This is a genomic window from Sphingorhabdus profundilacus, assembly GCF_009769755.1.
Taxonomy (GTDB): Bacteria; Pseudomonadota; Alphaproteobacteria; order Sphingomonadales; family Sphingomonadaceae; genus Sphingorhabdus_B; species Sphingorhabdus_B profundilacus.
The window spans coordinates 334383-347957 of sequence record NZ_SDWJ01000002.1; the positions used below are offsets into that span (position 1 = coordinate 334383).

Genomic DNA, 13575 nt, shown 5'->3' on the forward strand with positions numbered 1-13575 from the left:
CCATCGTTGGTTGTTCGCAAAACGTCCCGACCGAACTGCGCCGTCACTGTTCGATCATCCAAGGACTTGGTCCGTCAGGCGAAGGATATCTTGGACGGCAGCCTCAGCAGCGCGATGACGGCCCTCGAAATGATTTGTGTGGAAGCGCTTGAGCATCAGCAACAACTCGCCCAATGTGAGCAGAGCGCGGTCCGTTACGCCGCCCTCTGCCCAATAACCTGTCAAAGCCGCGCAATGGAGCGACGCATCCGAGACCCACGTCCCGCTGCGCGTCTGCCGTGTTGCGTAGCGCAAAGGTGCGAAGTCGAATTCTGGAGGCCCGATCGTCGCCTCATCCCAGTCGATGATCCGCACACCTTCGTCGCTCACGATTGCATTGCCGGCGTGAAGGTCCCCGTGCAGCAGCGCCCAACGCACGGCCGCCATCTCGAAGTGACCGCGTCGCAGTAGGTCCGCGTGCCTATCTCCGATCCGCCGCTCCAGCGCCGGCGTACAAAGGCCATATAGTCGCTCTTTCAGCCATGCCTCGCCGTCGGCTTTGACGCTCGACGGCCCGAGCCCGGTTCGGAAACTGGAAAAGCCCACGCGGTGCAACGTCGCTAGGCGCCTGCCGAGATCCACGAAGTCTGGCGGCGCCGCGCATTCGCCCGCGCTTGACCCGGTAATCCAAGAAACGAGCTCCCATGGCGGGCGCTCCACAACTGCGCAGCCATCACGATAAGCATGGATCATGGCGCTGCCGGGAAACGCAATCCGCTCGCTCCGAGCGGAGTTAGTCGCTGCCGTCCGGGCAGCGTCGTGCGTGCGGCCGGTGTTATGCTCGACAAGGTCTGCGCACAATGCCGATTTGACGAGCCAGCCGTCCTCCTCCTGCGCCGATACACGTCGTCGAATGCGCAGTGCGAGATCGTCCCCTCCGCTCGTCCGAAGGCGATAGATGTCGTTTACGGCTCCTTGACGGTACTCGTCGATCCGAACCTGACCCGCTCCGCCTAGCGTTTTGAGGACGGTCTCGAGCACGACGCGCCGCGCCAGTTCCGGCACATACCAGTCGGCCGCCTTTTGTGGGATATGCGGCTTCAGGTTAGCCTGCAGAAACCCACGCAGCATGAGAGCGCGATCGGGGCTCTCTGCGCCGAGGCTGGAGGCATCGTGGATCATATTCTCGGTCGGCGCGAGGTAGGCTTCTCCCGGGCGTATCTCTAACCGAAAGACGCGCCGATCACTCTGCAGAAGAAATTGCCGAGCGATGTCACGGCCCGTTTCGTCAGACCATCCCAAAGTCTCGTCCATCCCTGCGACCTCGTAGGGGACGAACAAAAGATAACGGGGATAAGCGCCGACATTGACGACGAGGCGATTGCTGCCACGTCGACGCTCGGCGAGCACAAAGCCGTCCCAACTATCGACATGAAGGCCGGCCAAACTACGGTCAGGATTCGGAGTAACCGTGTTGAGCCCTGCGGGACTTTGCGAAACGCAGGCACTGAGCGCAGGTCCGAACAACGCCAAGCTGTCATCACGGTCGAGCAGCGCGCTAAGTTGCGTCTGAATGGCGGGCGGTGCGATGTGCAGCGAATCTTGGGCCGCAATCGCCTCCTGCTCGGCAGCGATTGCGGCGAGTTCCGCTATGAAGTCCGTGCTCGGCGCCATCAGCACCAAGCTTGCGTAGCTCGGTACTTCCTCCGGTCTCCGGCTCGTAAGGCCGGCGAACTCCGCATCCGAAAGAGCCCGCCATGCCGTCGAGGGGACGAGGGCACCGGCTTCGTATGACCCCTCGCGCGGTGGCGGTAGGACAGCGGCGGAAGTCGCCTCGCTTGCTGCCAGTCGTACCCGCAACCGGTCTGCGGACAGATGCGTGGACCAAAGGGTAATAGTGTCCTTCAGCATCGGCGAACGAGCGCAGCATCAACAAGGTTCGCGGATGGCGGCGGAGGGCCTCGGCCGCGTTGCGACGCATCACCCGGAACGAGATCCTGAGAGCCATTCGCTTCCCGCCGACGGGCCAGCGTAATCGACCATTGGGTTGCTGTCCATATCACCGCCTCAGGCAAGCCTGTCCGAGCGTTCTGCGATCACCGCCTGAACCGGCTCTAGATCGCGGAACTGACACCACCATCCGGCGGCGATGCCGATGATGTCCCCGGCCACCTGTTCGCATTCGCGAATATCGAGCCCACTGCGACTGAGGCGATAGCGCAGCTCAGGATCGAATAGGTCAGGTCCACCCGCAAGGAGATCGGCCGGCGAGCCGGGCGCGCAAAAGACCCAACGCCGGCAGCCTGAAAGCAGTATCGACCAGGTGTCCTTCGCAACCGGCTCCAGCAGCATGCCACCTGTGACCACGGGTTCGGCTCCGGCATGAGGCTGGGTCTCGAGCTGGCTTGCTCGCTCAAAATCAGAGAGTGCGAACGCGGGCGACGGCGCGGGGGCGAACAGCGCTTCCTGGCTCTCCTCGTTACTGTCAGTCCGCGAGGCGAACTCAGGCAAGTCCGCTCCCGCGCCAACCAAAATAACCGGCTCCGACAAGATTTTTGGGACCTCAAACGAGGACAGGGAGGTAACGCCACCCACCTGCACCGTCGGCGCATCCTGCGTGATGTTGGCAATACCGTCCTGAAAGGTACGCCGGCCCTCGAGAGGGCGCCGCCGCGGCGTACGAAATGGGAATACGAGGCCTGTCGCAGCTTCAGCCGGTGCAGCGTCGATAGCGCCCCGCTCATGCCGCGCCTTTCGGCCCGTTGCGATCGTGTCGTGGACCAGGCGAAACACCGGCGTGAGAACTTGGGCGATCCCGTGCAGCGCCGACCATTCGAGCGGCCAGGATAGGATCTCGGGCAAATCGGCGGGCGCCTCGCTGCCCGCAATCCACTCGAGGGTGGACCTGCAGTCGGGAGTGCAGGGCAGCCAGGGCGCGGGCGACAGACCCAGCCGATGGAGAGTGTGGTTCGTCTGCCAGGTCTGGAGACTGACCCCCTGCGACGATGACCACTCGGGCCGGGCGAATAGATTGTGGGCGAAGAGCGCCTGCAGGCAACAGCCGGGCATACCGAGCAAATTTCCTAAGCCGACGACATCTCCGGTCGTCCACGCAGCCTCGCCCGCCTTCACGGCGTCAGCCGCTCCGCCTAAGCACCACAAACCCGAGGCACGAGCACTGGCAAGTAGGTCCGCCATGCCCACCGGGGCGTTCGGACCCAAAATGGCTAGGCGCATCCCGGCTTCCTGAAAGCGGCGTCGAAGCAATGGTGCCTCGAAGGGCGCGAGGCGAACGAGCGCAAGGTCGATGAAGCCGCGCTGGGCCTCCGCGATCCAGCGGGTGGCACCCTGAGCAGCGGCCTCCTGAAGGCGCGGTTCCCAGACCGCACGCGCCTTGCGGCTCGTCCATGCCACGCGATGGAAGCGAGGCAATCGAAACCCAAGCACAGGTGCTGCCAACACCGCTGCTTCAAGATTGGGCGAGCTCAAGGCTGCGAGCCGGCCAGATCCAACCCGAGAGTGCCGCGCAGGCTCGCAAGCGTCGGATTTTCTCCTCTCGACCAGGCGTCAACTAGGACAGCCTCGACCTCTGGCCGGCGCGGATGGATGGAGATTGGCATGCTGCCCTCGGCCACTAGTTCCGCTTCGGCGTGCGCAAACAGCTGCCGCCAAGCTTCGCAGTTGTCCGACCGGTTGCGCCAGTCTCCTTCGATCGCCGAGCCCGGACACTGCCCCTTGCAGACCAGAAAAAATCGGCAATCGTGGCATCCGCCATAAGCTTGCGGAGTGTGGTAGAGCGCCAAATAGCGCTCGTGCCGCGGTTCGTCGGCTTTCAAAAAGTCGATGCCTTCCTTGTCGGTCAGGCCGCATTTGTGCGGTTCGCCGTCGCCGCCGAGTCCGACCACGGCCTCGGTTACGAGGGGATCGCAGGCGCGAAAAGTGCAAGCGACCGCTTCGTCGTCCATCATCAGCATGTCGCGCCGATCGGACGAGATGTCGAAACGTAAAGTTTGGAACCCCTTGGCGAGCTCGACGAGCCGGGTCACCGCGATCACGTTTTCCGCCACGGACAGGCCGTGCGCCGCTCGGGCCGCTGTGCCGTCGAGCTCAAGCACGTGGATCCTGGCCGAGGGCACGCCCTTGCGATCGAGTTCGGCGAGCCAAGTGCAGAGCTCGTCGAGCCGCTCGCCGACGCCGTTCGCGCGACCAATCTGGACCATGATGCCGTTGCACAGGCCGGCATCGAGCAGCAGATCGATTGCCAGCAGGGTCGCCGCCGTACTCACGCGGGTCCGTTTCAGCGAGCCCGCCCAGCGCGCATCGTTCAGCGCGCCCGGCCCGTCGACACTGATGCCCACCTTCGCGCCGTAGCGGCCAAAGACGGCGACGTGGTCGGGCGTCAAAAGCGCGCCATTCGACTGGATGAGCGGCGCTCGGCCAAACCGCTCGCAGTTGAATCGGATGAGCCGTTCGATATCGGCAAGCGGAAGCAGCAGTGGCTCGCCTCCGAACAAGTTGAGCGGTTCGTCCATGGCATCGGCCGCAGAAGTTACAGCATCGAAATCGAACTTGGGCGTGGTCGCGGCCACGTCGCGCAACGAATTCTGATAACAATATTGGCAGGCGATGTTGCAGGCGACGCCCAATGGTCTGAGCTCGATCGACATTATATCAAAACCGAATGTGCGGCACGCGGATATGCTGCGGCAGGCGAGTGTGGGGGATTCTGATGAATGGCACGCCTACGTGGGGGATATTGATGAATGGCACGCCTACGTCGGGGATAATTTTAAACACTTCGTCGATGACCTTCTTCGCGATCTCCGCCGGCACATTGGCGACCCTCAGCAGCCCCTCGGCCACGTCGCCGGAGATGCCTATCGCTTTCAGACCGTCCACGACGGCCTGCACCGGATAGCCGACCGTGATCAGGCTCTTGGCGACGTCTTCCGGTGACTTGCCAATATCGGTGAGTGCCTTGGCGACGTTTTCTGCAGTCTCGCCGATCGACTTCAGTGCGGCCGCGGCCTGCTCGGTGGTATAGTGCAGGGCATCGGTCAAACCCCGCGCGATGGCCTGGGCTTGCTGCTCGAAGTGCTCCTTCAGGACTTGAGCGACGTTTTCGACCGCTCTCACCACGCCGTCCGCTATCGCTTGCAGCCATTTCTCGGCCGATTGCAGCAATTCCGCGAATAGATCGTCCGCGTGGTCGAGGATATACCTGATGACCTGTTCCGGAATACGCGCGAAGGCGTCGGAGTCCACGGCGATCTTCGGCAGGGCGATATGCAGTCCGATGACTACGAAGGTACCCTCGACCGTCACTTTGACGCCATCGCTGGTTGCCAAGATCGCCGTCACCGCGTCGAACCCGGTGTCCAGATGTATTTCACCGAGGCTGGGCCCACCGTCAAACAGCCTGATGGGCCCAATCGAAGCTCGCAACTGGAAGCTCGCGGTGCCGTCGGCTCTGAACCGGTTCTCGCCGAGCTCGCTATCCAGCATGATGGCGACAGGTCCAACCTCTTGCTTGAGGCTTATCGTGATACCATTTGAGCCCGCAACGCCTTTGATATCCTGGACCAAGCCCATCAACGAGAGCCTAGCCCCCAAGATCAGTTGGGGATTGGCGCCAGTGTCAAGCGCCAGGCTCGGCGTTCCAACGCCGCCTGGTCCCGTAAGCTCGAGCAACGAGCCGAACCGAACCGGCGCGATAAGGCCGACCTCGGCAACCACGCGGTCGACTTTTGCGCTCAAACGCAATCCCGCTGACAAACCGAGATATTCGATCGCACCGGAAATCGCGATGCCCGACGGATAGGCCCGGCCGGCTATCGTCTCGCCCAAGGGGTTGAGAACGATGTAGATCGCCAAGTCTTTGAAACTGGGCTCGAAGAAATCGGGTATTAAGTCCACGCCGATGAACTCAGCGACTAGGTCGCTCAAGGTGAGATCGCCCGGCGCTTCCACAACTAGCATGCTCGGCGCTTGGCCGACGAACTTCGCCGCGACGGCGAGCTCTTGCGACCTCATGAGGATCTTGCCGAAGAAGCCGTAAGCTGGGGGCGGCGTGGAAAGTTGAAGGCCGAGTTCGACGACATCAATGGGTAAACCCAGCGGATGGCTCCACGGCTCGTCGGTCCGCAGGAACAGCGACTCTTGCGTCCCGCTGACTTCGACGCCGAGAGCGAGGGATGGCAGGCTCATTCCGAATAGATTGAGTTCGGCGTGACCAACAGCAGCTACTCTGATCGGTTGCACCGAAAGCGCCACCTCAACGCCCTCGACGGTAAGCACGCCAGGCACCGCCTGGATCCGCATCGGCAACGACGCGGCAATTTTGAGATCGGCGAGTTCAGGCGCTAGCGGGATATGGAAAGGCAAAGCGTCCATGTTGAGCAAGGCTGCCACCGCTTCCAAGCCGAAGCCGTCAAGCAACAACTCGCCTTGAAACGACGCCCCAGCCTTTGCAGGTAAGGTGCGCCAATCGCCCTCCGCCGTGGGATAAGGAAGTTGCGCGGTATCTTCGGTCGCCAACAAGAGAGCCGGTATGCCTAGCCGCAAGACCGACTGCAGTTGATCGAGCGGTGCCAGGGGCGGCAGGAGATTCCCAAAGCGGAAACCCGGAGACGTTTCGAGGCCGGCCGCCATTACCAAGCGACCGTCCACTTCAGCGGCGACAAAGACAAGGGCGCCGATCCCGCTGACGGGCACCCTGCCCGACAAGCGAATTGCGGGCTCCAAGATGATTCTGATCGCCTCTAACGGCGTTGCCAACAACGGCAAGGGAGGAAGCGTGGGAAGCTCCAGGCCGAGCGCCCGCGCAAGATCCACGAGGGTGACGTTAGGCAGTGTCGCGGAAACACGGACCGGATCGTCCAATGTCAAAGCTAGCGGTAGTGCCAGACCGCCGAGCGATGCTGTCCCGCGCACTTGCGCCGCTCTCATCCCCTGGGCAGCGAAGGCGACACTGCTGAACGCGAATGAGATTTCAATACCGACCAGCCGAGTGACGAATGCCCCAGCGACTTCCACTGTTATCGAGGGTTCGCCATCCGCCAAGTCGTGAAGTCGAATGCCGCGCGCTACGACACCATCGATGAGGCGCCCAGCGGCCGCCGCGAAACCGAGGCCGGCGCGTTCCAAAAGTTCTGCAAGGCGCAGCGGTTCCGACATCGACCAGCGCACGCGCGGGGTCAATCCCTTAGCCGCAGCCGATAATTCGCAGATGAAGGCTGCAGTGCCTAGCAAGGGGTGAGTGATGCTCCCCGACAAGACCAGCATCTCCGCCGGACGGGAGATGACAGGAGCGGCAATATCGACGTCCGTTAGGGCCCCCAACCAGGCCGGAGGCGTGGGCAGATGAAGGGCTTGCGCAAGAGCTTCGGTCAGCCTCAGTCGCTCGTCAACGATCGCCGCGCGAAGCTCTCGTTCAAGGTCGTCGAGTTGAGTCAATGGCGTCCCCTGCTCGCTAGTACGAGAGACTGGAGACTAAGCAGAACATCAATGCATAGCAATAGCAATACTTGCAACCGACCTACACGCCTGCCAATTTAGTGAAGTTGTTGCGCGGGCCGTCTTTTGACCCAAGAAACACACTCGCATCGCGCGCAGATTTACTGCATGATGAATCGATTGATCCGCGGCGCGACTTTTTTAGACGGGGGCAGCCATGGCTGATGGGGACATTTTCATTTCTTTCCTTGCGCGGAACGCGAGCCTTGTGCCGCCGATGTCGCCAGGCCATGTGTTTTTCTGCATCGAGATGCATCTGGCTAGCGGTATTAAGGAAGATTGTTTCGGCTTCTACCCGGAAGATGGCGCCAATCCGCTCGATGGCCCGGGTGTAATCACCAACGAATTCAACAAACCGGCGATCGGAGTGGTCGAGCATTCCTTCCGGCACCGAATCTCATCGAGCGGCCGGCGTGCTATCTACGCGCTGCTTCCCGGCTACACGGATGCGAACTACCGGCTCGCGACGATCAACTGCATTGATTTTGTATCGGCGATCGCAGGGGCGGCAGGCTTGAAGTTACCTCCTCGTACAAACATCACTTTGCCCCGGGAAGTTGTCTCCGGTCTTCGCTCGCTTTATTGGAATGGCGGCTGGCAATCCGAAGACGTCCAGACACGCTTTCAACTCGAGATCGTCGCGCCAAATGTCGATTGGACGGAGCGCAACGCCGCAGGCCAGATGCTTTTGGTGCCCGCTCAATTCGCGCCGACCGACGACCAAATTAAGATCGAGCGTGACAACACGCTCGACGTCCTCGCGCATATCGGCTTTCAGCCCAATGTTGCCGACCAAATTACGGCAGCGGGACCGAGACCGTCTTATCTGGTCTTGCGCCGCATCGACGGGCGCATCGAAGGTGAGTGGAGTGGGCTGATCGCTACGAAAGACGCCGCCGGAAATCTTGAGGAGCTCAAGCAACCCGGCACGACGCCGTCAAAGCCGTTTGGTTTCAGCCGAGTACATTAATGGCCTTGCCTAGGGACTTGCTGCCGGATCTCGCCAAGTACTTCTCCTAAGATCTGGCATATGAATTCCTCGGATGGGACGTGCAACGGCAGAACAAGCTGCTGCGTACGCTCCCGGCGACCGTCCGCGAGAGTTTCATCTCCGAACTTGAGGAGGTGCCAGCCCTGTTGACCGGCGACGCAGAGGATGGGTGGATAGAAGGTATCCGGACCATCTGCGCCGAATTCAAGCGCTTCGCCGAAAGAGAGTCATTGTAAGTGCTGGGGGAAAGGGTTTGGCCGGAAGCTCATCCTTCGACATAATCAACACGGGCAAGGGTTCGAAGGCGGACGAATTCCGCCGGGATCAGGCCATCGTTGTGCGATCGACAAGAGGAACAATATCGTCGCTCAGGATAGTATCCGCCTTCCCGCGCAGCGGCTTCTCGAAAATCGATAGCGGCACATTGTTGGCCTGGGCTGCGGCAGCGATGTCCAACCGGATGAATTTTGCCTGTCCGATCGACGTCAATTCGGAGGTGTCGAAGGTCAGCCCAAATTCCCGTGACTGGTCGGTCTGGCGTTCCATATGTGCCTCTGTATCCCGCCAGGAATGGTGGCGGGGTGCCCAGGACATATAGGGGCCCATCCGGTTGCCATCACCCGTTGCACGCCATAGGCTGCGTCCGATCCAGATCAAACCGTCCTTGCTTGCGCTGCCTTTGAGTGCGTCCCAACTCGCCTTGAACAGCGGTGGCTCGCGCACTTCGACTTGGCCAAGCAGCCGACCGGCCTTGAGTCGAAGCGCCGTCATGTCAGGGAGTTCGGTCCAAGCCGGATCATTATACAAGCGGTTGCGTCGGCCAGGCTGCAAAAGACCAGTAAGGTTTTGGAGAACGTCATCGATCTGCTTGACCTTGGCTGTGGGCCAATCCCTTTGTGGCGTTGACGCAAGACCGTCGAGCATCAAGTGCAGGCCCGTCATTCCTGCAATAGGATTATCGAACTTATTATGAAGCAGATCCTCAACCAGACCATCCGAGGAGAAGATGTTGCGCCCTGTCTCGAGCGAGCGGCGTGCTACTTCGACAGTCTCCCAATGATCCCAATAGACCACAGATTGATTACTTGGGGCCATCTGGACTGACGTCTCGCAAAGCGCTCCGGCCCCCTCGCGCGCCGACAGGCCGCGCATGAATACCCTCGTCTGCCAGTTCGGGGTGAGAGGAATCGCGTGACGTGCGGAAAAACTAGTCCCGCCGATTTCCAGAACCCAGGTGTCGCCGCGGTGCTCGACTTCCAAGGCGACGGCAGACCATCGTTCGTTACCAAAAATCCCAGTGTCACGACAAACTGAGCCGAGTGCGATCCCCTCACTTACTTTGCGCCACGGCATCACGCGCACTCCTGAGAAAGGAGATCGCGAGACGGTAGTGGGGTAATGTTCAAGGAGCAGCAACGCTGGGCCGCGGACCCGCCCCAAGGCCTTTTGCGCCAAGGTTTCAAGCCCTTGCTGGTCAGCGACCATAGAACCGATGGGCGCGATCGCAGGAAAATCGATTATGTAGAGCGAGACTCGCCGACCTTGGGGAGTCAATTCGATCAGCTGTTCCTTCATAGCCCCACCGCGATTGACCTTGATCTTGTAGAGCCCCGTAGGCAGCCTTTGTTCAAACCGGCCGACCACTGCCGCGACCCGCGAGAGCGTTGCATCAAGCACCGCAATTTCAGCATCGCGATTTGAGTCCACAGTTAGCAGTGCGTCGCTCATGCCTCGATCCTTTTCTCGGCTGCGGCAGCGATTTCCATGTACTTCTCGATACCGGGTGCGGTCAGTTTGACCAATCCGACTGGCAAGTTGAAGCTAACCCATCCGCCTTGGACATCTCCCTTGAGGTTAAACTCACTGTTCGGCCGGTATGCCGTCACAGTCGTTCCGTCGGGCAAAATATTACCTTGTGTGTCACGAATACGGAACTCGTAGTTCGGAAAGGGATGTTTGGCGAAGAGCAAATCATCTTGCTGAACAACGTCGGCAGGCGGTCGCGCTGGCGCACTCGGCGTGTTGCCGTCCACAACAACGGCGCTCTCGTTGCGCAAGAAGCTGGCTAGCGAAGCTGACCTCACCTCGCCATCCAACCCTACAGCGGCACCGCCAAGCCCGGCTAGCAGACGATCAGTGAAATACCCGCGAATGACGCCATCCTTGGTCGGCCCCTCATAGGCTTCGCGTCCGTTGCCGGACGCGAAAGCCATGAATACGGGTGCGGCATTCCCCGCCCTGCTCACGCCACGTCGTACCGGGGGACCCCTGCGCTCGTATTCGAGCCCTGTGTTTCCGCAGCAATCCATCCAAAGTACGAATTCGTCAAACTGCGTCTGCAAGGCAAACCAGTCGATCCATGCCGATGCTTCGCAGGCGGGCACCCACGGTTGCTTGGAATTCTGGGCATCGGCCAAGATCAGGCTGCGGGAACGCGCCGCCGGGGCAATTCCATGGCCCGCCATGAAAACCGTCAGCCGACTACCGACACGGTTGTCGGCGGTCACAAACGGTTTGAAGGCATCTTCCACGTCCTGCCCGTTCGGCCGAATCGAGGCCACCTCCCAGGGCCCATCGTTAAGCCCTGTGGAGGTTATCTTGGTCACCGTTGCTCCGCCTTGCTCGGCCAGCCACGCCGCCATCTCGTTCGCATCCTCGACGGCACCGGGCAAGTCATTTGGCTGTTTCCCCCCCGCCCCGAGGGTGGGATAGTGTCCAATCCCAACAACAATGGCGTGGTCGGGCATGAAATCAGCCGCCTAAGCTGGGGCGCGGTCCATATGCTTCGCGCACCAAGGCTTTGTCCGCATCAGTCAGTACGGAATTGAACGGCGCACTGTAGCCGTTGGTGGTCCAGACCGGATCGATCGGATACATCATTATCGAAAGCTGATCGACATCGGTTCCGAATATCTGGTCGGGGCGATAGCGGGCAAACATATTTGCCTCGATTTTGGTCTCGTCCCAGCCTTGGGATTTTTTGAGATCGGCAATAACGCGCTCGCGATTCCAGGAAATCGGTTTGGCCGGATTCATATGTTCGTGCACGAGCCCAAGCGCATGACCGAATTCGTGGAGCACCACCGCGCGCGCGCGCTCCTCGTCGAGATCGAGCGTCATCCAGCCTAAGTTCATCGTCCGCTTAGACTTGGCGACACTGGTCGCATAGCGGCCAAGCTTCGAAAAGCTGCCCAGACCCGGAGTGAAGGTGACGCGAATGTCGGCCTCCGAAGGATCTAACCCGTTATCGATCCAGAACTCGAAGGAAAAATCCGCCTCTGTTTGCTCGGGCCAGAGCTGCGCAAGCGCTTCCACCCGCCGGTGGAGCGCAGGCTCGCCTTCCATGAAAGCGACCCGCAACCGGACGCCGCGACCCCAGAAGGCCGCATTGAGCAATACTGCACGGGCCGAGACGCCAGTTGTATTCGACGGCGGATTGTCGAGATCTTCGGCAATCTCAATCGCCGAACAGAAATGCGCTGTCGGCGGCGGCACATCGCCGCCGGTATTTGCTTCGTGATCCTGAGCCGTCACGGCTTCGCAGCCTTGGCCGGAGCCTTTCCCGCTTCGTCCGACGGTGCCAAACTGTGCATATCCCCCGGATTGACTCCGTAGAAGTGATTGACCGTTCCGCTAGCCACGGACCCGGACGGTTGCAGCGCTGCCGGAGTCACGGTGCCCCGCGCGTCCGCGCCGTAGCCTTCATCCTCAGCCGGATTCTTGCGGCGCCCGTCGAGGAACCAGTCCGCGTTGAAATTATCAGATTTGTTCACCGTCCCGATCAGGAACGCGAAATACAGGAAGAAGCCCACTCCGAGCCCGACACCGTAGGCTCCGAACAAATTGGTTCCGGCCTCGAACAAGGTTAGCACTGCAGCCCCGCCAACCGCCCCGATCAAGGTTGTGAGGTCGCCAAAGCCGATCTCACCCTTGCGGTAGCGATTGACGAAATACAGGTTCCATCCCAGCACCAGTCCAAACGCAAAGGCTCCTGCCATCTGCCAATCCCATTGCATCTTCAATCCCTTTCCACTCAGTCGCCGCCTAGCCACGACGGCGGCGCAAACGCCGCACGTTGCAGCAACAATGTCGTTAGCGCGGAAAAAGCATAGACGCCGGTCGCTGTGCCCCCGGCTTGCCAAAGTGTGATCAAGCCAAGCCCAGCCAAGCTCACCGATGGCCACGGTACCTGAATGAGGTTGGAGAGGTTGGCCGGTCCGGCGCGCAACCCCGCAATGCAACCCATTGCCCCGCCGCTCAACGCCGCGCCGGCGATCGAGAGGCTGGCATTTAGATCGCTCACACGCCGCTACCTCTGCGCGCGGAGCCGCATGCTGCCGTCAAGCCAGCCGCTTGGTAAGATCGCGCTTCGATCATTTCCCCTCCAACATCTTACTGCGAACCTACCAGAACTTGAAACCAAAATGCAGAGAAAGTCCAGTCAATATATATCTACGAAGTACCCGCGTGGATTTGGCGGACTATTGCTTGTTTACGGTTTATCTTGCCACCAAAGATGCGTTCTACTTAGCATCGTCCAGCAGAACTGCCACTAACGTCGTACCACACGAAAATAACCTGATTCAAAACTAACTCCCTCGATTTCAATCCCTTGCGATGCGTTGTGCGTATAGCCGAACGGAAGCGAAACTGGCCACGCAGTTGCGAAAGCTATGGTTTCCTTGAAGTCCTTATCCAATCACCGATGGCCTCTATTTGCATGTCGCAGGTCAAATATCGATGCGCTCAGCAACCATGTGGGCCCTGCTTTTCAGGCCGATATCGACGCGGCCGTCGAAGCGTTCCGCATCCAGCGAATGGCAGCTCTTGATCGGTCGTCTCGGTGCGCAGATCAGGCACATAGCCAACAGTAGGGCGCTCGATGAACGAACGTCTGCTGCCGACCTCGCCGCCTCGTAAGCGGATCGTCAAGATTATCCAACAATGCTGCCTTTCGAAACAAAGTAGATATGGTCCACAGCGAGAGGGTCGACCGCAGATTACCAGCAAAATCACGAGGGCCATATCTCGTGTAGCTCCTAATGTATCCAAGCGATCGAAGATTCGGATCTCCGTTCAATTTACACTCT

10 protein-coding genes are annotated in these 13575 nt (G+C 60.3%); 1 reads left to right on the forward strand and 9 read right to left on the reverse strand.

What is annotated here, in order from left to right; all coding sequences use genetic code 11:
• Nucleotides 1–54 precede the first annotated feature (54 nt).
• The 4 genes from EUU23_RS09440 to EUU23_RS09460 all read right to left on the reverse strand — a co-directional run bounded on the left by EUU23_RS09440 (nt 55) and on the right by EUU23_RS09460 (nt 7434).
• On the reverse strand, nt 55–1653 hold the full coding sequence (locus EUU23_RS09440) for a phosphotransferase family protein (protein WP_160353896.1): 1599 nt from the start codon (nt 1651–1653) through the stop codon (nt 55–57).
• Nucleotides 1654–2046: 393 nt separating this feature from the next.
• Entirely contained in the window at nt 2047–3393 is a 1347-nt protein-coding gene (locus EUU23_RS09450) for a hypothetical protein (RefSeq protein ID WP_160353898.1), read from the reverse strand.
• Nucleotides 3394–3464: 71 nt separating this feature from the next.
• On the reverse strand, nt 3465–4646 hold the full coding sequence (locus tag EUU23_RS09455; protein WP_160353899.1) for a radical SAM protein: 1182 nt from the start codon (nt 4644–4646) through the stop codon (nt 3465–3467).
• A gap of 4 nt (nt 4647–4650) precedes the next feature.
• Nucleotides 4651–7434: a hypothetical protein gene (locus EUU23_RS09460; protein ID WP_160353900.1), complete on the reverse strand. Its 2784-nt coding sequence runs from the start codon at nt 7432–7434 to the stop codon at nt 4651–4653.
• Between the two features lie 217 nt (nt 7435–7651).
• Here EUU23_RS09460 and EUU23_RS09465 point away from each other — a divergent pair, with 217 nt between their 5' ends.
• Complete coding sequence (locus EUU23_RS09465) at nt 7652–8464, forward strand: hypothetical protein (RefSeq protein WP_160353901.1); 813 nt, start codon at nt 7652–7654, stop codon at nt 8462–8464.
• Nucleotides 8465–8809: 345 nt separating this feature from the next.
• Here EUU23_RS09465 and EUU23_RS09470 read toward each other — a convergent pair whose 3' ends face one another.
• From EUU23_RS09470 to EUU23_RS09490, 5 genes are read right to left on the reverse strand one after another with little or no spacing between them, the layout of a single operon-like run.
• Nucleotides 8810–10213: a hypothetical protein gene (locus tag EUU23_RS09470; protein ID WP_160353902.1), complete on the reverse strand. Its 1404-nt coding sequence runs from the start codon at nt 10211–10213 to the stop codon at nt 8810–8812.
• Complete coding sequence (locus EUU23_RS09475; RefSeq protein ID WP_160353903.1) at nt 10210–11232, reverse strand: caspase family protein; 1023 nt, start codon at nt 11230–11232, stop codon at nt 10210–10212. Before EUU23_RS09475 ends, EUU23_RS09470 begins: the two co-directional genes overlap by 4 nt.
• A gap of 4 nt (nt 11233–11236) precedes the next feature.
• Entirely contained in the window at nt 11237–12019 is a 783-nt protein-coding gene (locus EUU23_RS09480; RefSeq protein ID WP_160353904.1) for a zinc metalloprotease, read from the reverse strand.
• Nucleotides 12016–12501: a hypothetical protein gene (locus EUU23_RS09485; RefSeq protein ID WP_160353905.1), complete on the reverse strand. Its 486-nt coding sequence runs from the start codon at nt 12499–12501 to the stop codon at nt 12016–12018. Before EUU23_RS09485 ends, EUU23_RS09480 begins: the two co-directional genes overlap by 4 nt.
• 17 nt (nt 12502–12518) lie before the next feature.
• The gene (locus EUU23_RS09490) at nt 12519–12788 is read right to left on the reverse strand and encodes a hypothetical protein (RefSeq protein WP_160353906.1); all 270 of its coding nucleotides are present in this window, start codon (nt 12786–12788) and stop codon (nt 12519–12521) included.
• Between the last annotated feature and the right edge of the window lie 787 nt (nt 12789–13575).